Genomic DNA, 20527 nt, shown 5'->3' on the forward strand with positions numbered 1-20527 from the left:
GTCGCCCGAGCCGCCGGACTCCGGCCGGTACCCGTACCGGTCGACGCCGACGGCGTCCGCCCCGACCTCCTCGAAGCCGCCTTCCGCGCCACCGGCGCCCGCGTCCTCGTCTGCCAGCCGCTCTTCCCCCCCCCCCCCCCCCCCCCCCCCCCCCCCCCCCCCCCCCCCGCGCCGAGGACATCGCCGCCACCGTCACCGCCGAACTCGGCGCCCCGCCCCGGCTCGCCGCCCTGCTCCACGCCGCGCTGCCGGTCACCGTGGCGGGCACGTACGCGGAACTCGCCGCCACCCACCCCTTCGAGGAGACGGTGGGCAACTCCACCGTGTACGCCGAACCGGTCGGCGTCGTCGGGGCCATCACCCCCTGGAACTACCCGCTGCACCAGGTCGTCGCCAAGGTCGCCCCGGCCCTCGCCGCAGGCTGCGCGATCGTCCTCAAGCCCGCCGAGGAGACCCCGCTCACCGCCCAGCTCTTCGCCGAGGCGGTCCACGAGGCGGGGCTGCCCGCCGGAGTGTTCAACCTGGTCACCGGGGCGGGCCCGGTCGCGGGCCGGGCACTCGCCGAGCACCCGGACGTCGACCTCGTCTCCTTCACCGGCTCCACCGCCGTCGGCCGCCGCATCGGCGCCCTCGCGGGCGGCGCCGTCAAGCGCGTCGCCCTCGAACTCGGCGGCAAGTCCGCCAACGTGATCCTGCCCGGCGCCGACCTCCCCCGTGCCGTCGCCGTCGGCGTCGCCAACGTGATGTCCAACTCCGGCCAGACGTGCAGCGCCTGGACCCGGATGCTGATCCCCGCCGACCGGTACGAGGAGGCCGTGGCGCTCGCCGCCGAGGCCGCCGCCAAGTACGTCCCCGGCGAGCGCGTCGGCCCGCTCGTCAGCGCCCGGCAGCAACGCCGCGTCCTCGGCTACATCGAGACGGGCATCGCGGAGGGCGCCCGGCTCGTCGCCGGTGGCCCCGAGGCCCCCCTCGCGACCGGCTACTACGTCTCCCCGACCGTCTTCGCCGACGTCACCCCGGAGATGACCATCGCCCAGGAGGAGATCTTCGGGCCCGTCGTCTCCCTCCTCCGGTACGAGGACGAGGACGAGGCGCTCCGGATCGCCAACGGCACCGTCTACGGCCTCGCCGGAGCCGTCTGGGGCGAGCCAGAGGAGGCCGTCGCCTTCGCCCGCCGCATGGAGACCGGGCAGGTCGACATCAACGGCGGCCGGTTCAACCCGATGGCCCCCTTCGGCGGCTACAAGCAGTCCGGCGTGGGCCGCGAACTCGGCGCGCACGGCCTCGCCGAGTACCTCCAGACCAAGTCCCTCCAGTTCTGACCCCTCCGGTTCCGGCCCGGCCGGTGTCGAGCGGTCCGCTTCCGGTCCGGCCCTCCGTCGTACCGAAAGGCCGGACCGGCCCTCCGTCGTACCGGAAGGCCGGGCCCACCCTCCGTCGTACCGGGCCCGCCCTCCGCCGTTCCGCCCTGCCCGGCCTGCCGGTCCTTTCCGGCCTTCCCGGCCCGAACTCTCCCCTCTCGTACCTCTGTTACGGTCCTCCGTTCCGGCACCTCCCTTCCGAAGTCCCGGTCCCGAGCGCAGAAGGAGCAACGAGCGTGATCCGCGCCGCCGTCCTGCCCGCCGTAGGCTCTCCCCTGGAGATCACCGGCATCGAACTCCCCGCTCCAGGTCCCGGCCAGGTCCGGGTGCGGCTCGCCGCCGCCGGGGTCTGCCACTCCGATCTGTCCCTGTCCGACGGCACCATGCGCGTGCCGGTTCCCGCCGTCCTCGGCCACGAGGGCGCCGGCACCGTCGTCTCCGTCGGCGAGGGCGTCGGTCATGTCGCTCCGGGCGACGAGGTCGTCCTCAACTGGGCGCCCTCCTGTGGCCGTTGCCACGCCTGCTCGCTCGGCGAGGTCTGGCTCTGCGCCGACGCCCTGACCGGCGCGGGAAACGTCCACGCCCACACCGCCGAGGGCACCGCGCTGCACCCGGGGCTCAACGTCGCCGCCTTCGCGGAGGAGACCGTCGTCGCGGCGGGCTGTGTCCTGCCGCTGCCCGAGGGGGTGCCGCTCGTCGAGGCGGCGCTGCTCGGCTGCGCGGTGCTCACCGGCTGGGGCGCCGTCCACCACTCCGCCCGGGTCCGCGCGGGCGAGACCGTCGCCGTGTTCGGGGTCGGCGGGGTGGGCCTCGCCACCCTCCAGGCGGCCCGGATCGCGGGCGCCGGGACGATCATCGCCGTGGACGTCTCCCCGGAGAAGGAGGAACTGGCCCGGACGGCGGGCGCGACCGAGTACCTCGTCGCCTCCGACACCACCGCCCGGGAGATCAGGAAACTGACCGGGGGCCACGGGGTCGACGTGGCCGTCGAGTGCGTCGGCCGCGCCGTCGCCATCCGTACCGCCTGGGACTCCACCCGGCGCGGCGGCAGGACCACGGTCGTCGGCATCGGCGGCAAGGACCAGCAGGTCACCTTCAACGCCCTGGAGATCTTCCACTGGGGCCGCACCCTCTCCGGCTGCGTCTACGGCAACGCGAACCCGGCCGAGGACCTGCCCGTGCTCGCCGGGCACATCCGGGCCGGACGGCTCGACCTCGGCGCCCTCGTCACCGAACGGATCACCCTGGAGGGCATCCCGGGTGCCTTCGCCGACATGCGGGCGGGCAAGGGCGGCCGGGCCCTGGTGGTCTTCCCCTCCCCCTGACGCCCGGGGTGCCACGGCCTCTTCCGGCACGACGGAGGAGCCCGTACCGGCCGGTCGCGCCGGTACGGGCTCCCCATGGCCCCGCACACCCCCCGTCCGTCCGGGGCGTCTCACACGTCCAGGACCAGGCGGGGCCCGCGCGAGCGGCCCACGCAGATCATCATGGTCGTCCCCGAGGCCCTCTCGTCCTCGCCGAGGACCTCGTCGTGGTGCTCGGGCACCCCGGCGAGCACCTTGGTCTCACAGGTGCCGCACCAGCCCTCCTCGCAGGAGTACGCGACCCCCGGCACGGCCTCCCGCACCACGTCCAGCAGGCTCCGGCCGGGCTCCACCCGAAGCGTCAGACCACTCCGCCGCAGCTCGACCTCGAAACCCCCGGGCCCGACACCGGCCCCCGAGGACTCCGCACCGCTCGCGGAAGACACCGCGCCGCCCTCCGAAGACTCCGCCCCGGCCCCCGAAGGCGCCGCCCCGAACCGCTCCGTGTGCAGCGGCCCCCGCCACCGCTCCGCCACCGCCCGCAACAGCCCCTCGGGTCCGCAGCAGTAGACGGCCGTCCCCGGTGCGAGCCCGCCGAGGACCGCGTCCAGATCGGGCAGCCCTGCCGTGTCCCGCGGGACGAGGGTGACGCCCGGCAGCCCGGCGAGTTCCTCGCGGTACGCCATGGAGGCCAGGCTCCGGCCCCCGTACAGAAGGCTCCACGAGCCCGGTGGCAGGGCGCGGACCATCGGCAGCAGCGGGGTCACGCCGATGCCGCCCGCGAGGAACAGATACCGCTCGGCGGGCACCAGCGGGAACCGGTTGAACGGCCCCCGGACCCGCAGGACCGTGCCCGCGCCGACCGAGGTGTGGATCTCCTCGGAGCCGCCCCGGCCCGCCGGTTCGCGCAGCACGCCGAGCCGGTACGTGCTCCGGTCCGCAGGGTCGCCGCAGAGCGAGTAGTGCCGCACCGCACCGGACGGCAGCGTCACCTCCAGATGCGCACCGGGCTCCCACGGGGCCAGTTCGGCGCCCGTGGCATCGGCGAGGAGAAGCCCCAGGACACCCTCGGCCTCCTGGACGACCGAACGGACCGTGAGCGGGGAAGAGGACGAGGGATCGGTCATGGTTCACCTCGGGTCGGGAGCGGAAGGTCAGGGGCCGGTCGCGGGAGGCGGCGGCGGCTCGGGCAGCAGCCGGCACAGCACCGCGTACAGCGTGGCGGCGATCGTGAACGAGGCCGGCAGGCTCAGGTCGACACCGCCGGTCAGCCCCGTCAACGGGCCCGTGTACAGCGGGTTGTCGACCCACAGGACGCCGACGGCCGAGCCCGCCGCGAAGGCCGTGACCGCACGCGCGTTGACCCCGCCGGTGTACCAGTACCGGCCGCCCCCGCCGCTGGTGAAGGTGCGCAGCGCCGCCGGGTCGTACCGGCCCCGGTGGAGCGCGTACCCCACCGAGAGGACCGCCGCCCACGGGGCGACGACGGTGAGCAGCAGCGTCACGAACGCCGACATCGCGTCCATGGCGTCGTACACCACCGCCCCCAGATACAGCACCGCCGCCGCGAGCAGCGCGACCGCCGTGGTCACGGCGGTCCGGGAGGAGCGCCAGAACACCGAGTTGGCGGAGAGCCCGGCCGCGTACAGGCAGAGCCCCGCCTGCGGGAGGGTGCCCGCGAAGCCGAAGACCACGACCGCCACCGCGAACCAGCCGGGCACCGCGTCGGTGAGACCCTGGAGCCAGGGCCCGTCCGGCACCGGGAAGAGCGTCGTCACGTACGCGCCGGTGAGCAGTGCGCCGAGACTGCTGAGGAACATCGACACCCCGCTCGCCCGCACCACCCGGCCCGGCGGAGTCGACGCGGGCATGAACCGGGTGTAGTCGCCCTGGAAGGTGGCGTACGACAGGGGCACGGTCGCCGACGTGGTCGCCGCGAGCAGCCAGGTCCGGGGGACGCTGTCGAGGGCGAGCGCGCCCCCGGCGTACCCCGGGTCGAAGTCCGGGGCGAGGACGAGGACGGTGCCGAGCAGGACCGCGCCGCCGGTGACCGCCGTGACCTTGTACGTACGCACCAGGGTCTCGTGGCCCCGGACGGCGACGAGGGCGACCGCCGCCGCCGTCACGCCCATCGCCACCGTCAGCGGACCCGGCCCGGTCGGCGTGGCGAACAGCCGGTGCCCCGCGACCATCACGGCCGTCCCGCCCGTCCACACCGCGATCGAGAAGAAGCCGAGCGCCGCCACCACCGTGACGACATTGCCGACCACCCTGCCCCGCACCCCGAAGTGCGCCCCGCTGGACACGGGATCGTTGGTGCCGGTGCGCAGGCCGAAGCGGGCGAGCGGGGCGAGCAGCGCCGTGCCGACGGCGACCCCGACGGCGATCGCGCTCGCCGAGGCCCACCAGCCGAGGCCGAAGACCACCGGCAGCGCGCCGAGGACGACCGTGCCGAAGGAGAACTGGGCGGAGGGCCAGATCCACCCGAAGTCGCCGGGGGTCGAGGTGCGCTCGGCCTCGGGCACCGGGGCGATGCCGTCGTGGCCCTCCGCCGCCCGGGGCGGCGCCGCGATCGGCGCCGCCCCGGCCGGTGTGGTGGTCATGAGGCGCCTCCGGCGGGGGCCGCCCCGGTGCCGTCCCGACCGGGCAGCACGTCGACCACCCGCAGGGCCGCGCACTTCGCTCCCGAGGTGCGCTCCCCGCTGGTCAGATCGAAGGTCGTGTGGTGCAGGGGACAGGTGATGCGCAGCTTGTCCCCGTCGACCCGGGCGTACTTGAGCCTGCCCCCGCGGTGCGGGCAGACGGCGGCCGCGAGGACCTTGCGTCCGGCGGCCTCGACCAGGATCAGATCCTCGGTCACCTGGCGTACGGCGGGCTCGTCGCTCTCCCGCCGCCCGGCGGGCACGGCCGTCATGCGGTGGTCACCCTGGCCCGCGCGATGGCCGCCTCGGTGGCGGTGCCGACGATGTCGGAGGTCAGCCGCACACCCGCCCAGATCTTCGCCAGGTCGGGCTCCTCAAGGGCGCGGATCGCCGTCCGCATGTGGCTGCTGTGGTAGGAGTCGATGTAGAGGTGCTCGGTGTAGTAGGCGTCGTGGACGATCCCCAGGCGCCGCGCCGCGCGGGCGAAGCTCTGGAAGGAGTACAGGACACTGGTCTCGAAGTAGGCGTACGCGCCCAGGAAGTACTGGGGCGAGGACGCCCGGCTCGCCAGCCAGTGGAACATGTTGACGTAGGCGAAGCACTCCGGAGTCGTCTCGTCCAGGTAGTCGTCGAGCCGCAGGCTCAGGCCCAGCTCGGTGAGCAGGTCGCGGTAGAGCTGCGAGTGCGCCTTCTCCTCGTTGCCGCAGCCGAGTTCGTCGATGAGGACCCGGAAGACCGCCATGCCCGAGCGGTACGGGAGCCGGGGGACGACCGGCAGCAGCGACTCGGACTCGGTGAGGCCGTCGAGGGCGAACTGACGGACCACGGTGGTGAACTGGGGGAGCGTCGCGTGCTCCGCGAGGAAGGTCGCGCTCTCGGGGATCGCGGCCTCCTCCTCGGCGAGGAACTCCCTGAGTGCCTGGAGCAGTTCGCCGGCCGAGCCGAAGCGCGGCGCCGACTCCTCGTAGGCGCGGGCCATCGGCAGGATCCACCGCTCCTCGATCGCGGCCATCGAGCCGTAGTCGCCGAGGTTCGGGACGCGCCGGTAGAGGGTGTGCAGTTCGCGCTGGGCGGTCGCGGCCGGGGCGGCGACCGAGTGCGCGGTGACGGGGACGGAGGAACCGGCGGAGGCGGTGCTCACGGCGCCTTCGCCTCCCCGTGGACGGCGGGGGAGCTGATCACGCCGCGCCGGTGCAGCTCCTGCTTGACCCAGCGGTACCAGTCGTCCTTGAAGACGCCGTACTTCTCGCAGACGGAGTTGATCTCCGCCTGCCGGTCGGGGGTGGGGTCGACCAGCATCGCGTTGCAGAGGGCGGGCTCCAGGTTGGCCAGCGGGCCGATGAAGCCGTCGATGCCGCGGGCCTCGACGAGCAGGTTCTCCCAGCCCTCGAAGACCGGGATGCCGGTGCCGGCCCCCGCCATCTTCCGGGTGAAGGCGGCATCGCCGCTGGACTCCTTGATGCCGACGATCCCGGGGATCTCGCAGATCCTCAGCAGGGTGTCGAACTCGATGCGGTTCCCGGAGAGCGCCTCTTCGTTGTAGAGGAAGATCGGGAGGTCGAGGGCGGCGCGGATCGCCTGGTAGTGCTCGACGATCCGGTCCTGTGTCACGTCGGCACCGAAGGGGGTGGTGACGACGACGGCGTCGGCGCCGATCGCGGCGGCGGTGCGGGCCCGGTCGATCACGGCGGCGGTCTCGGGGAGCTGGATTCCGGCCAGGACGGGCAGGCCGCCCGCGTGCCGGACGGTGTACGTCACGACGTCCTGCCACTGCCGGGCGTCGAGCTTCCAGCCCTCGCCGGAGGTCAGGGCGGGCATGAGGCCGTTGACCTCGGTCCTGATGTGGTCGAGGAGGCGGACGACGCTCTGCTCGTCGACGGTGCCGTGCTCGTCGAAGGGGGTGATCAGCGGGACGATGGTCCCGGAGTGGGTGCCAGGCATGAGTGGGCTGTCCTTCGCATGTCCGTCAGATGTCTGTCAGAGGTTTTCGGACACGACCGTGAGGACCAGCGACCGCTGGTAGAGGTCCTCCAGGTACGCGGGGAACGCGGGCTCGGGGAGCGGGGTGGCCGCCTCGGACGCGGCGCGCGGGCCGACCGCGACGACGGGCAGCCCGGCCGCCGCCTTCACCAGCCGGGGGCTGGCCGTGTGCAGCGTGCCCCCGCGCCCGATGACCTGGGCGAGCAGCAGCCGCTCGTGCGCGGGCAGACCTTCGAGCTCGGGCGCGGTGAACGCCCGGCGGACGTCGTCCTCGTCGTACGGGACGCGGTCGATGGTCAGATCGGTGTGGAGCACGTCCATGAACGGGTAGTACTCGTCCTGCGTGTGCCGGTCGCAGCCCCAGACGAGGTCGTCGCAGCGGCCGACCTGCTCCCAGCTCATCAGGACCCGGCCCGCTTCCCCGGCGGCCAGCCGGTCGGCGAAGAAGGCCTTGCAGCCGATCCGCACGGCCTGGTCCCGGCTGTGCATGCCCATGAAGAGGGTGGCGTCGACGAAGACCGCCGGGTTCGGGTCAGACGGCATAGCGCTCGACCACCTTGCGCATCCGCTCCATGGCACCGGCGAACACCTCGGGCTCGCGGGCCAGGGCCAGCCGGATGAAGCGCTCGCCCTTCTCCTTGGTGTTCCAGTAGAAGAACGTGCCCGGCAGGACGTACACCTCCTCGTCGAAGAGGACTGCCTGGAGCTGGGTGGCCGTCAGGTGCTCCGCCGTGATGCGGAACCAGGCGACGCTGGTGCCGACCACCGGCTCCTGGAACTCCAGGATGGTTCCGGCGAGCGCGGTGCGGGCGGCGTTCCCGTTGGTGCTGATGATGTCGCGGACGGAGGCGAAGCCGTCCTCGATGGAGTCCTCGATGTACTGCGTGACCATGTTGAGGACGAACGGCGAGACGTTGAGCAGGACGCTGGTGTGGAGGTTGTAGACCTCCTCCTGGATGTTCCGGCTGGAGGTGATCATGGCGCACTTGGCGTCCTGGATCGGCCAGGTCTTGCCGGTGTCCTCCATCACCATGTAGGTGACGCCGGACTCCTCAAGGAGCCGGTAGATGTCGACCCGGCCCATCCCCTCGTCGCAGAGCGCGAAGGAGGCGAAGCAGAAGTCCATGACCAGGACCTTGTCGTGGTCCACGCAGTAGCGGACGACCTCGCGGAAGCCCTCCAGCTTCTCGGCGAGCAGGGTGAAGCCGGTCGGGTTGTTCGGGTCGACCAGGTAGATCGCGTCCGCGTCGACCTGCTCGACGAGCCGCTCGTAGATGGCGTCCTTCTCGTGCAGCGCGGACTCGGCGAGCGGGGAGATCGGCACCTGCATGTTGCGGAGCAGGTCGACCAGGTTGTCGAAGCAGGGCTCGACGAGCTGCACGGACATCCCGCGCTGCTTGAGGAACATGCCGGCGACCATGGTGGAGACGCTCGCGGAGTACGACAGGAGCGTGCGGTCCATCGCACGGGCGGTGGGCTGCTGGTGCAGCCGGAAGAAGGCGTCCACGAACCGGCGCTCGAAGTGCGCCTGCTGCTTGGTCTCGGACTCGTGCCACAGCTCGGGCAGCCGGGAGACGATCCGCTCCTGGGAGTCGGACTGACGCTGGTGGGTGTGCGCGTCGGCCAGGTTGAACCGGGTCTTCAGGGCTTCGATCTCATGCTGGGTGAGGTCGACGAAGGTGCTGACGTCTGCCTTGTCGGTCAACGACATGAAGAGCTCCCGCTGTCGATGCGAATCTCCGTCGGAATTCCCGGCGGCGTGAACGACTTTAGGAGCTTCGAGCGACCCTGCGAATAACGCACGGGTCACGCAATTAATAATCACCGCGATGTTCTCCCGGCGAAAAAAAAGAACGACGGACAGGCATTCCCCGAATGGGAATGCCTGTCCGTCGTCCTCGACTTCTAGCTGCTTTTCACCGCCGGTTTCGCTATTCGGTCGCGGCCTTCATGAGAATGTCCTCGTACACCTTCGGGTCGTCCGACGCGATGACCGGCCAGCCGATGCCGTACGCCCCCTCCCAGCCCACGTCGATGCCCGGGTTGGGGTGGTCGGAGCCGTCGGGCAGGAACAGGTGGGGGCTACAGTTGATCCGGTCGGTCCGGGAGAGCGCCGCCTGGTCGGAGAGGGTGCGGCGGGCCCGTCCGTCGTCGAGCGCCTCGGCGAGGGCGTCGACGTCCACGGCCCCGGTCTCGGCGGCCACGTCCAGGATCACCTTGCGGTGGCTGATGCAGCGGGACTCGGCCCAGAAGGCCCTGCGCAGCCCGAGGTCGAGCTGTTCGGAGGCGTTCAGGCTCTGCTCCTTGGCGGCCAGCACCGCCTCCAGGGCGGGCAGGGTCGTCGAGGGGTACAGCCAGTCCTTGGCCTGCCACAGCTGCCAGCCGGCGCCCGGTTCGAGGCTGGCCATCCGGGCGACCTCGCTGTCGGTGCCGGGGCGCGGGCTCGGGGCGTCGTTGAGCAGTTCGAGCGGGAAGGCGCGCAGGTCGAAGGAGACTTGCTCCTCCAGGCCGAGGCGGGTCCTGGTGGTGTGCAGCCGGTGGATCGCGATGTGCGCGAAGGAACACCAGATGTCGGAGAAGACGGTGACGACTCCGCGCGGCGGGGTCGGGTCGGCGGTGGTCGGGTCGGACATGGTTCTCCTCGGTCGGTACGCGGGCCGGGCGGTGCTCAGCCCGCGGGGTTCTCCAGGGCGTCGAGCGCCGACTCCAGGTCGAGGTCGGCGCCGGGCAGCCAGGCGGGCAGGGAGGGGATGCGGGCCATGGCCTCGAAGAGCCTCGGCACCGCGTCCTCGCGGACGGTGGGCCCGTGGGCGCTCAGCAGCTTCGCGGGCCGCAGTGCGGCGAGTTCGCGCACCGGGCGGAGGAACTTCGCCTCGTCGACCAGCGCGGTCCAGGGGGCTATCGCCCGGTTGAGGACCTCGAAGCCGCCGAAGAATTCCTCCTCGGAGAGATCGGCGAACTCGTGGGTGATTTCCCCGACCACGGTGCCGAAGCTGTCCGAGCTGTAGAGCGTCCCATCGGAATGGTCGAAGACGGCGAGGGTTCCGGGTGAATCGAAGGTGGGCGGCCGGTGAAAACTCAGCTCGCGGTCGCCGGTCTTCACCCGGCTGCCCGGGTTCGCGGTGACCGCCCGGTCCTGCGGAATGTCGAACTCCTCGGATAAACGGGTCAGCGTTATCGCGTTGGCGAGGACCTTCGCACCGGGCGCCTCGGCCAGGATGCGGGCCAGGGCGCCGGTGTGGTCGCGGTCGTCGTGGGTGACGACGATCCAGCGCAGATCGGCCGGGTCGATCAGCGACCAGAGGGACGCGAGGAAGTCCTCACGGTCGACCGGCATGCCCGCGTCCACCAGGAGCGGCTCGCCGGAGCGGAGCAGGAAGCCGTTGACCGGCTGGTCGCCGAGATCCGGGATGGGCAGTGCGGAAGGGAGGACGTGGAGGTCGGGACCGGCGGTGTAGGACGCTTTCATGGCACACCTTTCATGTCGCACCGGGCGGGTTCGCGGCCCCCGGGGCGGGTCCCGGAGAGCCGGCCGTGGTCGGACGGCCGGCCGCCCGGGATCAGGCGGGCCGACGGGGATCGGACGAGCCGGCCGGGATCAGGCCTGGCCAGCCGGGATCAGACGAGCTGGATGGTGAGCGAACCGGCGATCAGCAGGGCGAGGCCCAGGGCGCGGGGCTTGGTGAGCGAGCGCTGCGGGAGCTTGAACAGGCCCTTGTGGTCGATCAGCGCCGAGGTCAGCTGCTGACCCGTGACGGTGAGCGCGATGGTCACCGCCGCGCCGATGGCGGGGATGAGCAGGAAGGTGCCGGTGACGTACGCGGCGGCGCAGGCGCCACCGAGCCAGCCCCACCAGGGCATCTTCTTCAGCGGGGCGACCTTGGGCTTGGGCGTCTTGTGGGTCGCGTAGAGCACGAGCAGCACGACGGCGATGGTGAAGGTGGCCACGGCGAAGCTGATGACGGCGACGGTGATGGGCTCCTTGAGCTGTCCGCGCAGCTGGGCGTTGACCGCGCCCTGGACGGGGAGCACGCCACCGGCGATCACGCCGAGGGCGAGCCAGCCGGCCCGGCCCGCGCCGGACATCTTGGGGGCGCCGGGGGGCGCCGCCGCCTTCATGCCCCGGATGATCACGACGATGCCGGCGAGGACGGCCAGGGCGCCGATGACGATACCGGCGCTCAGCTCCTTCTTTTCCAGGCCGAGGAGACCGAAGAGGTCGAGCGCGAGCGAGGAGAACATCTGGCCGGTGACGAAGAGTCCGACAGCTGCCAAGGCCCCGAGCCGAGGGAAGAGCAGGATGCCGCTGGTGATGTACAGCGGGCTTGCCAGCCCGCCGAGCAGTTGCCAGGGCTCGACGTCGGGCAGCTTGCCGAGGGCGCCGAGGGCTCCGGCGGCCACGGCGAGCACGGTCAGCAGGCCGGTCGCGACGCCGAGCTGGATGGTCGAGGCGCCGTACGGGGTGCCGACGGCCGCGTTGAGCTGGAGGTTCACCGAGGCCTGGACGGCCAGGAGGCAGCCGACCAGCAGGGCCGCGGCGAGGAGCGCGGTGTGCATCTTGATCTCCCTGGGACGGGATGGCGAGCGGTTAAATGGACACTGAGTCCGGTTAGCATGCCATGGAGGCCAACAAGCGGACAAGGTGTCCACTTAGCCGGGAGGGAGTTAAGGTCGGAACCATGAGCGACGACGAGCAGCGCCGACGTGGAGCCGACTCCGTGCACCGGGTCGGCGGGCTCCTTGGTGATCTCCAGGCGGCGGACGACCAACCCGTCTCACCGCGTCGGCGCGCCGACGCCGAACGCAACCGGGCTCAGATCCTGGCCGCCGCGGAACGGCTCTTCGCGGACGGGGAGGACCCCCGGGCGGTCACCATGGACAAGATCGCCAAAGCCGCCGGGGTCGGCCGCGCCACCCTCTACCGCAGCTTCCCCGATCCGCCCTCTGTCGCCGTGGCCCTGCTCGACGAGCACGAGCGCAGACTCCAGGGCCAGCTCATCTACGGCCCGCCGCCGCTGGGCCCCGGCGCACCGGCGGGGGAGCGCCTCGCCGCCTTCTACCTCGCGATGCTCGATCTCCTCGAACGGCACCTGCCGCTGGCGCTCGGCGCGGAGACCGGCCCGGCGCGCTTCCGTACCGGGGCGTACGGATTCTGGCGCGTCCACGTCCGGACACTCCTCGTCGACCACGGCGTCCGCGACCCGGACCCGCTGATCGACATCGCCCTCAGCCCGCTGGCCCCCGAACTCTTCCACTTCCAACGGCGCGAGCTGGGACTCTCGGCCGAACGCGTCGGCCGCTCACTGACCGGCTTCGCCCGGCAACTGCTGGCCTCCGGGGAGTGACACCGGGCCGGGCGGCGGTCCGGTGGACCGGGCCCCGGCCCGGTCGGGGCGGGTCAGGCGCCGTGCCGCCGGATGGTCGGGTGCTGCACCAGACCCGGCAGGATCAGCTCCCAGATCCGGGAGAGCCGTTCCTCGGCGGGCCCGTGCAGGGCGCCGCTCTCGGTGGGGCAGCGGGGCTCCCTCGGCTCCTCGGCCGGCCAGCTCTCGTCGGCGGGCGCCGCCGGGCAGCGCATCTCCAGCTCGACCCCGGTGATCACGTATCCGATGAGCGCCGCCACCGCCGTCGCGTCCACACCGGGCCGCAGCGCCTTCTCCGAGGCGGCGAAGCGGGCGAGCCGGGCCACCTCGCGCCGCCAGGGGCAGTCACGGGAGAGCCCGGGGGCGGTTAACTGGAGTTCCCGCGCCAGCCGTTCACCGGCCCGCGCCGTCGGGTCCGTCTCGAAGAGCCGGATCAGCGCGTGCGTGGCGATCACCAGTTTGTCGATCGCGGTCCCGCCCACGCCCTCCGTCGACAGACACGCCGACTCGACCGTGACCCGGGTGACCGCGCGGGCCCGTCCGTGCACCTCCGTCGCCAGATCCGACTTCGTGGCGAAGTGGAAGACCAGGGCTCCGGTGGTGACCTGGGCCTCGCCCGCGATCCGGGCCAGTGAGGCCCGCTCGTAGCCCAGTCCGTCGAAGACCCGTGCGGCCGCCGACAGGATTTCCCGTCTCGTTCTCTCCGCCCGCTGCTGCATCGCCATGAGCTCCCCCGTCGACTCGCGAGAAGGTGCCGGAGCGTTATGTTCCGGCCTACGCCTGTGACCGACTCGAAACTATCCGGCCGAGGGGCCGCGAAACGTGGCTTCCCGGACGACGGGCCGAAAGTGGGGCTTGACGGGGTCATGCCTACCTGGTGAAGGGGGGTCCCACCGCCCCCGCTCGACCAGAAGTGTCCGGAACCATGACCCTGGGCCGTCAGGTGGATTCAGCCGTTCCGGTGTCCGCTGAGGCCTTCGCCCGGGAGCGGGAAACAGCCACGCCCGCCAGGCAGAGCGCACCTCCGGCCAGAGTCAGCGCACCCGGCAGCTCGCCCAGGAACCCCCAGGCCATCAACACGACCAGGGCGGGCACGGCGTAGGTCGTCGCGCCCATCCGGCCCGCCGTCGTACGGGCCAGGGCATAGGCCCAGGTGGTGAAGGCGAGAGCGGTCGGGAAGACCCCCAGATAGACCATGTTCAGGGTGGCCGGCAACGGAGCCTCCGCCGCCTCCGACACCAACTGCCCGGCGAACGGCAGACAGGCCACCGCCCCCACCAGACAGCCGAACGTGGTCACCTGGAGCGCGCTGCCGTGCGCGAGCGCCGGCTTCTGCGCCACCACCCCGCCCGCGTACGCCACCGCCGCGAGCAGACAGAGCAGCACCCCGAGCGTCGAGGCGTGACCGCCGGAGCCACCGGACATCGACAGGCCCACGGTCACCGCGCCCGCGAACGACACCGCCATGCCCGCGAGGAGCCGGGGCGGCAGCGACTCCCGGAGGAACCGGGCCCCGAGCAGGGCGATCAGGATCGGGCCTATGTTGACCACCATCGCCGCCGTGCCCGCGTCGACCTCCTGCTCACCCCAGTTGAGCACCACCATGTACACCCCGAACCAGAGCAGCCCCGAGACCGCTATGCCCGGCCAGGCGGCCCGGGGCGGAAGCCCCTCCCGCCGCGACAGGAGGACCGCTCCCAGGACGAGGGACCCGGTGAGCAGCCGCCCCAGCGCCAGCGCGCCGGGGGAGTAGGCGGCACCCGCGCTGCGGATGGAGACGAAGGCCGAGGCCCAGAGGACGACGGTGACGGAGGCGGCGGCGAGCGCCGCACGCGAGGGGGAGTGGTGCATGCCTCCGACGGTAAGCGGTGGACATTTCGGCCGGGGCCGCAGTGTGCCGGGGCGGGGGCGGACGGGGGCGGACGGAAGCAGCCGGGGCCGCAGCGTGCTGGGCTGGATCGGCCGAGGTGGAGCGGGGTCTGGGTGGGACGGGAAGGATCTGGGCGGGTCGGGGCCGGGGAATCGGTTGGGGCGGGACGGGAAGGGTCTGGGTGGGACGGGAACAGTCTGGGTGGGTGGGTCGGGACCGGGCGGGGGGGGGGGGCTTCTCGTACGCGCCTGGCCTCGGCCGTCACCCCCGGCACCCGCCCCTCAGCGCAGGCTCTCCGGTGCGATGCCCAGGGCCGCGTGCAGTGCCGCCTCGCCCTCGCCGGTCACCCGTACCGCCCGCTCGGAGCCGATCCGTACGCACCAGCCGGTGTCCAGCGCGTGGGCGCACAGGGCCGCTCCCGCGAGTCCGGCGAGGTGGGGGCGGCGCTCGGTCCAGTCGAGGCAGCCGCGCGCCAGGGGCCTGCGGCCCCGGCGCACCAGCGGGACGCCCAACTCCTCGAACCAGGCCACACCTCGGTCGGTGAGGGCGAAGCCGGTGTCCTGGCGGAGCAGTCCGCGCCCGGTCATCGCCTCCGTGATCGTGATGCCGAGGCGACCGGCGAGATGGTCGTAGCAGGTCCGGCCCCTGGCCATCGCCCGCCCGGCGTTCACGGCGCTCAGCGAACGGGGCGGCGGGGGCGCGGCCGGAGCGGAGCGGGCGGCCAGATCCTCGACGAGGTGCGCGATCCCGGGCCCGGCGAGCCGGACGTACCGGTGTCGGCCCTGCCGCTCCTCGGCGAGCACCCCGCCGCCGACCAGCCGGCCCAGGTGCTCGCTCGCGGTCGACGGCGCGACGCCCGCGTGCCGGGCGAGTTCGCCCGCCGTCCAGGCCCGCCCGTCGAGCAGGGCGAGTACGAAGCAGGCGCGAGTCTCGTCCGCGAAGAGCGCCGCGAGCTCGGCGAGGTCACTGGCTCCCATGCCACAAGCCTGCCGCACACACGCTTCGGCGACGACCGAAGCGTCCCGCCGACGGGGCCGGTCGCGAACCGGGGTTGGGTAGGGCGTTGCCTCGGGCCGGTTCCGGCTTTTCCCGGCGGCGGGCGAAGTGTCCCGCCCACGGGGCCGCCCTCGCCTGGGGGTGGGTAAGGCGTCGCCTCGGGACGGTCTCGCCCTCTTCCCGGCGGCGGCCGAAGCATCCTGTCCTCGGGCTGGTCCCGCCCCTCTCCGGCGGCGCCGGTCGGGGCGCCCTGCCACGGGCCGCTCGCGTCCCCTCCCCGGCGTCGGGAAGCGGGCCCGCCACGGGGCCCCCGTGCTCACCCCCCGGCGGCTGCCGAATCGTCTCGTACGGGCTCGGCGCCGGGCCTTCGGGAGGGCGAGGGCTCGGCGTCGGGCCTTCGGGAGGGTGAGGGCCCGGCGGCGGGCCCTCCGCCCTCCCGGGGTCGGTCCTCCCTGGCCTCGTACTGGAGTCGGAGGCCGTCGAGGAGGGCCTTGAGGCCAGTGGCGAAGGCGCCCTCGTCGACCTTCTGGCGGTGCTCCGCGAGGAGGTGGGCCTGACCGAGGTGGGGGTAGGAAGCAGGGTCGTACGCCGTCTCGTCGTCGACGAAACCGCGCGCGAAGGAGCCGAGCGCCGAGCCGGTGACGAAGTACCGCATGAGCGCGCCGATCGAGGTCGCCTGGGCCGGGGGCCACCCCGCGCGGACCATCGCGCCGAAGACCGCGTCCGCCACCCGCAGCCCCGCCGGGCGCCTGCCGGGGCCCTGGGCGAGGACCGGGACGATGTGCGGGTGGTCGGCGAGGGCGGCGCGGTAGGAGACCGCCCAGTCGCGCAGCGCCGTCAGCCAGTCGCGGTCGTCGGCCTCGTCGAACATCGACAGGTCGACCTTGGCGCTGACTGCGTCGGCAACCGCGTCGAGGATCTCGTCCTTGGTGCGGAAGTGGTTGTAGAGCGAGGGCCCGCTCACCCCGAGTTCGGCCGCGAGGCGCCGGGTGGAGAGCGCGTCGAGCCCCTCCGCGTCCACGAGCGCGCTCGCCTTCGCCACGATGAGGTCTCGGCTGAGCAGGGGCTTGCGCGGTCGGGCCATGGCGCACATAGTAGGCCGGAGCCAAAACTAGCAGTGATAATTAATGGACGGCGGGGTGGGCGCGGTGGATCTGGCACTCAGTGGGGAGCAGGAGGCCGCCCGGCGGCTCGCCCGGGACTTCGTCGCACGCGAGGTCGCCCCGTACGCCGTCGCCTGGGACCGGGCGGAGGAGGTGGACCGGGCGATCGTGGGGAAGCTCGGCGCCGTCGGCTTCCTCGGGCTCACCCTCCCCGAGGAGTACGGCGGTTCCGGCGGCGACCACCTCGCCTACTGCCTCGTGACGGAGGAGCTGGGCCGGGGCGACTCCTCCGTACGCGGCATCGTCTCCGTCTCCCTCGGCCTCGTCGCCAAGACCGTCGCCGCCTGGGGCGACGAGGAGCAGAAGCGGACCTGGCTGCCCCGGCTCGCCTCCGGCGAGGCGCTCGGCTGCTTCGGTCTCACCGAGCCGGGCACCGGCTCGGACGCGGGGAACCTCGCCACCCGCGCGGTCCGTGACGGCGACGACTACGTCATCGACGGCACCAAGATGTTCATCACCAACGGCACCTGGGCCGATGTCGTCCTGCTCTTCGCGCGGACCGGGGACGCCCCGGGCCACCGGGGCGTCTCCGCCTTCCTCGTCCCCACCGACACCCCCGGTCTCACCCGCCGCCCGGTCCACGGCAAGCTCGGACTGCGCGGCCAGGCCACCGCCGAACTGGTCCTCCAGGGCGTTCGCGTCCCCGCCGGAGCCCTCCTCGGGCCCGAGGGCAAGGGCTTCACCGTCGCCATGTCGGCCCTGGCCAAGGGGCGCATGTCGGTCGCCGCCGGGTGCGTCGGCATCGCGCAGGCGGCCCTCGACGCCGCCGTGGGATACGCGGGGGAGCGCGAGCAGTTCGGCAAGCCCATCGCCTCGTACCAGCTGGTGCAGGAGCTGATCAGCGACATCGCCGTCGACGTGGACGCCGCCCGGCTGCTGACCTGGCGGGTCGCCGATCTGATCGACCGGGGCCAGGACTTCGCCACCGCCGCCTCCACGGCGAAGCTGTACGCCTCCGAGGCCGCCGTCCGCGCCGCGAACAACGCCCTCCAGGTCTTCGGCGGCTACGGCTACATCGACGAGTACCCGGTCGGCAAGCTCCTGCGCGACGCCCGCGTGATGACCCTGTACGAGGGCACCAGCCAGATCCAGAAGCTGATCATCGGCCGGGCGCTGACCGGCGTGTCGGCCTTCTGAGCGGTCGCCGCCCTGGTCTGGCCGCCCGCCGCCCTGGTCCTGCTGCCCTGGTCCTGCCGCCCGAGCATCCGGACCGCCCGGCTCCCCGGCGCCCCTGGGGCCCGGCCTTCCGGACCGCCCGGCCTTCCGGACCGCCCGGCCTTCCGGTCCGTACGGCCCCCTGAATGCCCTGGTTCCTGAATACCCCGGTTCCTGAGTATCCCGGCCCCGTGAGTACCCCGGCCGCCCGGCTGAGTACCCGTACGGATACGGCCGCCCCCGCCCCCGGCCCAAGCTGGGCGGCATGAGCGACACACCGGTCACGCAGCAGAACACCACCTCCGCCTACTTCGCCCAGGCCGCCCTCTCCTTCGGCCTGGCGCTCGCGGCCATGGCCGTCGGGATCTACCGGCTCGACGCGAGCGGCTGGGTGCGGGCCTTCCTCGCCGTCTCGGTCCTCTACCTCACCACCTCGGCCTTCACCCTCGCCAAGGTCGTCAGGGACCGGCAGGAGGCCGGGCAGCTCGTCAGCCGGGTCGATCAGGCCCGCCTGGAGAAGCTCCTCGCCGAGCACGACCCCTTCCAGAAGCTCTGACCGGCTCTAAGCGCTTGCTCAGCTTCGTTGTATGGTGTTCGTCCTGACAGGGTCGAGAAGGAGTGCGGGATGAGCACGGCGGAGGAGACGCCCACGGGCGAGGGCGCGCCCTGGGACGAGGTCGTGCCCGAGGCGGCCAGACGGCTGCTCGTGGCCGCCGTCGACGCCTTCGCCGAGCGGGGCTACCACGCCACCACCACCCGGGACATCGCGGGCCGCGCGGGGATGAGCCCCGCCGCGCTCTACATCCACTACAAGACGAAGGAAGAGCTGCTCCACCGGATCAGCCGGATCGGGCACGACAAGGCCCTGGAGATCCTCCGGGCCGCCGCCGACGGTCAGGGCACCTCCGCCGAGCGCCTCGCCGCCGCCGTCCGCTCCTTCGTCCGCTGGCACGCCGAGCGGCACGCCACCGCGCGGGTCGTCCAGTACGAGCTGGACGCCCTCGGCCCCGAGCACCGCGCGGAGATCGTGGAGCTGCGCCGGGAGTCGGACGCGACCGTACGCCGGATCATCGACGAGGGCGTCGCGTCCGGCGAGTTCGACGTGCCGGACGTGCCCGGCACCACGGTCGCCATCCTCTCGCTCTGCATCGACGTGTCCCGCTGGTTCAACACCCAGGGCCGTCGGACGCCCGACGAGGTCGGCGCGCTCTACGCCGACCTCGTCCTGCGGATGGTCGGCGGTCAGAAGAAGTAGCGCGAGACGGACTCGGCGACGCAGACCGGCTTCTCCGAGCCCTCCCGCTCCACCGTCACCCTCGCCGTCACCTGGACGCCGCCGCCCGCCTCCTCGACCTTGGTCAGGACGGCGGTGGCGCGCAGTCGCGAGCCGACCGGGACGGGGGAGGGGAAACGCACCTTCTCGGTCCCGTAGTTGAGGCCCATCCGCATGCCCTCGACGGAGAGCACCTGCGGGACGAACACCGGCAGCAGCGAGAGCGTCAGATAGCCGTGCGCGATGGTGGTGCCGAACGGCCCGGCGGCGGCGCGCTCCGGGTCGACGTGGATCCACTGGTGGTCGCCGGTGGCCTCGGCGAAGAGGTCGACGCGCTTCTGGTCGATCTCCAGCCAGTCGCTGTACCCCAACTGCTCGCCGACACCCGCGCGCAGCTCCTCGGCGGAGGTGAAGATCCTCGGCTCGGCCATGTCCCTGCTCCCTCTCGTGACACCTGTGCTCCAGCGCTGTCCAAGCGCTTGCTCAGCATGTGGGGCGGGGGCGGTGCTGTCAACGCGCCAGGAGGGGTCCGGCACGCCAGTAGGGTTCGGCGCGTGCCGCAGATTCCAGAGAAGGTCCATGAACTGACCGTCGGGCAGCTCTCCGCACGCAGCGGAGCCGCCGTGTCCGCGCTGCACTTCTACGAGGCGAAGGGGCTCATCACCAGCCGCCGCACCTCCGGGAACCAGCGCCGCTACGGGCGGGACACCCTGCGCAGGGTCGCCTTCGTGCGCGCCGCGCAACGGGTGGGCATCCCGCTCGCCACGATCCGCGAGGCACTCGCGCGGTTACCGGAGGAGCGCACCCCCACCCACGAGGACTGGGCCCGGCTCTCCGCCGCGTGGCGCACCGAACTGGACGAACGCATCCGGCAACTCGGGCGCCTCCGTGACCACCTGACGGACTGCATCGGCTGCGGCTGCCTCTCCTTGGAAACCTGCGTCCTGTCCAACCCGGACGACGCCTTCGGCACCCGCATGGCGGGCTCCCGGCTCTTCCCGGTCGGCTCCCCGGTGCCGGGGGAGAAGCCGTAGGTTCCCGCCGGTGGTGCCCGGCGTTGTCACTCCGGCTCGCGCCAGGGGGTCTAGAACAGGGCGGTGGCAAGCCAGAAGAGACCCACCAGGACTCCCACGCCGCCGGCGAACCGAAGCGAACCCGCCCCCGCCGACCCCGTGGGCATGATGTCCGCGAGCCGGGCGAACACCCGATCCGCGACACCTCCCACGTTCCCGGCAAGCATCGCACCGGCCAGCACCACGACGACGCCGATCACAGCGGCAAACACATATCCCCCTCGGAATCACAGTTCACGGAAAAGCGGAAAGGCGCGGGGCTTCCCGCGAGTGCCCGCCCGGCTCACGGAAGCGGCCGGTCGTACGGCAGGCATGCCGTACCGACCGGCCGTCGGCTCACGGAGGAC

At 72.6% G+C, this 20527-nt stretch carries 22 protein-coding genes and 2 pseudogenes; 8 read left to right on the forward strand and 16 right to left on the reverse strand.

Annotated elements, in window-relative coordinates:
- From BU197_RS31150 to BU197_RS28270, 3 genes and pseudogenes are all read left to right on the forward strand, one after another.
- Nucleotides 1-135 (forward strand): annotated as a pseudogene (locus BU197_RS31150) (PLP-dependent aminotransferase family protein); the annotation flags it as partial.
- A 32-nt stretch (nucleotides 136-167) separates the two neighbouring features.
- Nucleotides 168-1322: pseudogene (locus BU197_RS28265) on the forward strand (aldehyde dehydrogenase family protein); the annotation flags it as partial.
- A gap of 275 nt (nucleotides 1323-1597) precedes the next feature.
- On the forward strand, nucleotides 1598-2686 hold the full coding sequence (locus BU197_RS28270; RefSeq protein WP_188271164.1) for a Zn-dependent alcohol dehydrogenase: 1089 nt from the start codon (nucleotides 1598-1600) through the stop codon (nucleotides 2684-2686).
- 110 nt (nucleotides 2687-2796) lie between these two features.
- Here the strand turns inward: BU197_RS28270 and BU197_RS28275 are convergent, their stop codons facing one another.
- From BU197_RS28275 to BU197_RS28320, 10 genes are all read right to left on the reverse strand, one after another.
- Nucleotides 2797-3792: a PDR/VanB family oxidoreductase gene (locus BU197_RS28275; RefSeq protein WP_188271165.1), complete on the reverse strand. Its 996-nt coding sequence runs from the start codon at nucleotides 3790-3792 to the stop codon at nucleotides 2797-2799.
- 27 nt (nucleotides 3793-3819) lie between these two features.
- Nucleotides 3820-5268, reverse strand: coding sequence for a purine-cytosine permease family protein (locus BU197_RS28280; RefSeq protein WP_188271166.1), 1449 nt, complete (start codon nucleotides 5266-5268; stop codon nucleotides 3820-3822).
- On the reverse strand, nucleotides 5265-5579 hold the full coding sequence (locus BU197_RS28285) for a Rieske (2Fe-2S) protein (protein ID WP_188271167.1): 315 nt from the start codon (nucleotides 5577-5579) through the stop codon (nucleotides 5265-5267). Before BU197_RS28285 ends, BU197_RS28280 begins: the two co-directional genes overlap by 4 nt.
- The gene (locus BU197_RS28290; RefSeq protein WP_188271168.1) at nucleotides 5576-6448 is read right to left on the reverse strand and encodes an iron-containing redox enzyme family protein; all 873 of its coding nucleotides are present in this window, start codon (nucleotides 6446-6448) and stop codon (nucleotides 5576-5578) included. Before BU197_RS28290 ends, BU197_RS28285 begins: the two co-directional genes overlap by 4 nt.
- Nucleotides 6445-7248, reverse strand: coding sequence for a dihydrodipicolinate synthase family protein (locus BU197_RS28295; protein ID WP_188271169.1), 804 nt, complete (start codon nucleotides 7246-7248; stop codon nucleotides 6445-6447). The genes BU197_RS28290 and BU197_RS28295 overlap by 4 nt, the downstream gene beginning before the upstream one ends.
- 36 nt (nucleotides 7249-7284) lie before the next feature.
- Nucleotides 7285-7830, reverse strand: coding sequence for a DUF6190 family protein (locus tag BU197_RS28300; RefSeq protein ID WP_188271170.1), 546 nt, complete (start codon nucleotides 7828-7830; stop codon nucleotides 7285-7287).
- Nucleotides 7820-8998, reverse strand: coding sequence for an aminotransferase class I/II-fold pyridoxal phosphate-dependent enzyme (locus tag BU197_RS28305; protein ID WP_188271171.1), 1179 nt, complete (start codon nucleotides 8996-8998; stop codon nucleotides 7820-7822). Before BU197_RS28305 ends, BU197_RS28300 begins: the two co-directional genes overlap by 11 nt.
- A gap of 220 nt (nucleotides 8999-9218) precedes the next feature.
- Nucleotides 9219-9920, reverse strand: a complete 702-nt coding sequence (locus BU197_RS28310) for a DsbA family protein (protein ID WP_188271172.1) — start codon at nucleotides 9918-9920, stop codon at nucleotides 9219-9221.
- 35 nt (nucleotides 9921-9955) lie between these two features.
- Nucleotides 9956-10756 carry an MBL fold metallo-hydrolase gene (locus tag BU197_RS28315; protein WP_188271173.1) on the reverse strand — a complete coding sequence of 267 codons (801 nt, stop codon included), beginning with the start codon at nucleotides 10754-10756 and terminating at the stop codon, nucleotides 9956-9958.
- Nucleotides 10757-10905: 149 nt separating this feature from the next.
- Entirely contained in the window at nucleotides 10906-11844 is a 939-nt protein-coding gene (locus tag BU197_RS28320) for a DMT family transporter (protein ID WP_188271174.1), read from the reverse strand.
- A 122-nt stretch (nucleotides 11845-11966) separates the two neighbouring features.
- Between BU197_RS28320 and BU197_RS28325 the strand changes: the two genes are divergently transcribed.
- Complete coding sequence (locus BU197_RS28325; RefSeq protein ID WP_188271175.1) at nucleotides 11967-12632, forward strand: TetR/AcrR family transcriptional regulator; 666 nt, start codon at nucleotides 11967-11969, stop codon at nucleotides 12630-12632.
- A gap of 53 nt (nucleotides 12633-12685) precedes the next feature.
- Here the strand turns inward: BU197_RS28325 and BU197_RS28330 are convergent, their stop codons facing one another.
- From BU197_RS28330 to BU197_RS28345, 4 genes are all read right to left on the reverse strand, one after another.
- Entirely contained in the window at nucleotides 12686-13375 is a 690-nt protein-coding gene (locus BU197_RS28330; protein WP_188271176.1) for a TetR family transcriptional regulator, read from the reverse strand.
- Between the two features lie 214 nt (nucleotides 13376-13589).
- Nucleotides 13590-14501: a DMT family transporter gene (locus BU197_RS28335; protein WP_188271177.1), complete on the reverse strand. Its 912-nt coding sequence runs from the start codon at nucleotides 14499-14501 to the stop codon at nucleotides 13590-13592.
- Between the two features lie 300 nt (nucleotides 14502-14801).
- A complete protein-coding gene (locus BU197_RS28340) occupies nucleotides 14802-15497 on the reverse strand; it encodes an ArsR/SmtB family transcription factor (protein WP_188271178.1) in 696 nt (231 codons plus the stop codon).
- A gap of 335 nt (nucleotides 15498-15832) precedes the next feature.
- Nucleotides 15833-16600 (reverse strand): TetR/AcrR family transcriptional regulator, encoded by a 768-nt coding sequence (locus tag BU197_RS28345; protein ID WP_223182871.1) that lies wholly within the window; start codon nucleotides 16598-16600, stop codon nucleotides 15833-15835.
- 64 nt (nucleotides 16601-16664) lie between these two features.
- Here BU197_RS28345 and BU197_RS28350 point away from each other — a divergent pair, with 64 nt between their 5' ends.
- From BU197_RS28350 to BU197_RS28360, 3 genes are all read left to right on the forward strand, one after another.
- Nucleotides 16665-17816 carry an acyl-CoA dehydrogenase family protein gene (locus BU197_RS28350; protein ID WP_188271179.1) on the forward strand — a complete coding sequence of 384 codons (1152 nt, stop codon included), beginning with the start codon at nucleotides 16665-16667 and terminating at the stop codon, nucleotides 17814-17816.
- A gap of 283 nt (nucleotides 17817-18099) precedes the next feature.
- Nucleotides 18100-18390: a YiaA/YiaB family inner membrane protein gene (locus tag BU197_RS28355; RefSeq protein ID WP_188271180.1), complete on the forward strand. Its 291-nt coding sequence runs from the start codon at nucleotides 18100-18102 to the stop codon at nucleotides 18388-18390.
- Nucleotides 18391-18459: 69 nt separating this feature from the next.
- The gene (locus tag BU197_RS28360; RefSeq protein WP_188271181.1) at nucleotides 18460-19089 is read left to right on the forward strand and encodes a TetR/AcrR family transcriptional regulator; all 630 of its coding nucleotides are present in this window, start codon (nucleotides 18460-18462) and stop codon (nucleotides 19087-19089) included.
- On the opposite strand, the gene BU197_RS28365 is transcribed toward BU197_RS28360, so the two are convergent.
- Nucleotides 19077-19538 (reverse strand): MaoC family dehydratase, encoded by a 462-nt coding sequence (locus tag BU197_RS28365; protein ID WP_188271182.1) that lies wholly within the window; start codon nucleotides 19536-19538, stop codon nucleotides 19077-19079. The genes BU197_RS28360 and BU197_RS28365 overlap by 13 nt on opposite strands.
- 123 nt (nucleotides 19539-19661) lie before the next feature.
- On the opposite strand from BU197_RS28365, the gene soxR reads away from it, so the two are divergent.
- A complete protein-coding gene (gene soxR / locus BU197_RS28370; protein WP_188271183.1) occupies nucleotides 19662-20141 on the forward strand; it encodes a redox-sensitive transcriptional activator SoxR in 480 nt (159 codons plus the stop codon).
- Nucleotides 20142-20191: 50 nt separating this feature from the next.
- On the opposite strand, the gene BU197_RS28375 is transcribed toward soxR, so the two are convergent.
- The gene (locus tag BU197_RS28375) at nucleotides 20192-20392 is read right to left on the reverse strand and encodes a hypothetical protein (protein ID WP_188271184.1); all 201 of its coding nucleotides are present in this window, start codon (nucleotides 20390-20392) and stop codon (nucleotides 20192-20194) included.
- Between the last annotated feature and the right edge of the window lie 135 nt (nucleotides 20393-20527).

This window comes from Streptomyces sp. CBMA291, assembly GCF_014596525.1.
Taxonomy (GTDB): domain Bacteria; phylum Actinomycetota; class Actinomycetes; order Streptomycetales; family Streptomycetaceae; genus Streptomyces.

Bases quoted from the DNA above. Each gene is read 5' to 3' on its own strand.
- BU197_RS28285 (WP_188271167.1), bottom strand. From the start codon at position 5,579: ATGACGGCCGTGCCCGCCGGGCGGCGGGAGAGCGACGAGCCCGCCGTA.
- BU197_RS28315 (WP_188271173.1), bottom strand. From the start codon at position 10,756: ATGAAAGCGTCCTACACCGCCGGTCCCGACCTCCACGTCCTCCCTTCC.
- BU197_RS28355 (WP_188271180.1), top strand. From the start codon at position 18,100: ATGAGCGACACACCGGTCACGCAGCAGAACACCACCTCCGCCTACTTC.
- BU197_RS28310 (WP_188271172.1), bottom strand. From the start codon at position 9,920: ATGTCCGACCCGACCACCGCCGACCCGACCCCGCCGCGCGGAGTCGTC.
- BU197_RS28300 (WP_188271170.1), bottom strand. From the start codon at position 7,830: ATGCCGTCTGACCCGAACCCGGCGGTCTTCGTCGACGCCACCCTCTTC.
- BU197_RS28320 (WP_188271174.1), bottom strand. From the start codon at position 11,844: ATGCACACCGCGCTCCTCGCCGCGGCCCTGCTGGTCGGCTGCCTCCTG.
- BU197_RS28330 (WP_188271176.1), bottom strand. From the start codon at position 13,375: ATGGCGATGCAGCAGCGGGCGGAGAGAACGAGACGGGAAATCCTGTCG.
- BU197_RS28325 (WP_188271175.1), top strand. From the start codon at position 11,967: ATGAGCGACGACGAGCAGCGCCGACGTGGAGCCGACTCCGTGCACCGG.
- BU197_RS28360 (WP_188271181.1), top strand. From the start codon at position 18,460: ATGAGCACGGCGGAGGAGACGCCCACGGGCGAGGGCGCGCCCTGGGAC.
- BU197_RS28335 (WP_188271177.1), bottom strand. From the start codon at position 14,501: ATGCACCACTCCCCCTCGCGTGCGGCGCTCGCCGCCGCCTCCGTCACC.
- BU197_RS28295 (WP_188271169.1), bottom strand. From the start codon at position 7,248: ATGCCTGGCACCCACTCCGGGACCATCGTCCCGCTGATCACCCCCTTC.
- BU197_RS28345 (WP_223182871.1), bottom strand. From the start codon at position 16,600: ATGGCCCGACCGCGCAAGCCCCTGCTCAGCCGAGACCTCATCGTGGCG.
- BU197_RS28365 (WP_188271182.1), bottom strand. From the start codon at position 19,538: ATGGCCGAGCCGAGGATCTTCACCTCCGCCGAGGAGCTGCGCGCGGGT.
- BU197_RS28305 (WP_188271171.1), bottom strand. From the start codon at position 8,998: ATGTCGTTGACCGACAAGGCAGACGTCAGCACCTTCGTCGACCTCACC.
- BU197_RS28280 (WP_188271166.1), bottom strand. From the start codon at position 5,268: ATGACCACCACACCGGCCGGGGCGGCGCCGATCGCGGCGCCGCCCCGG.
- BU197_RS28275 (WP_188271165.1), bottom strand. From the start codon at position 3,792: ATGACCGATCCCTCGTCCTCTTCCCCGCTCACGGTCCGTTCGGTCGTC.
- BU197_RS28340 (WP_188271178.1), bottom strand. From the start codon at position 15,497: ATGGGAGCCAGTGACCTCGCCGAGCTCGCGGCGCTCTTCGCGGACGAG.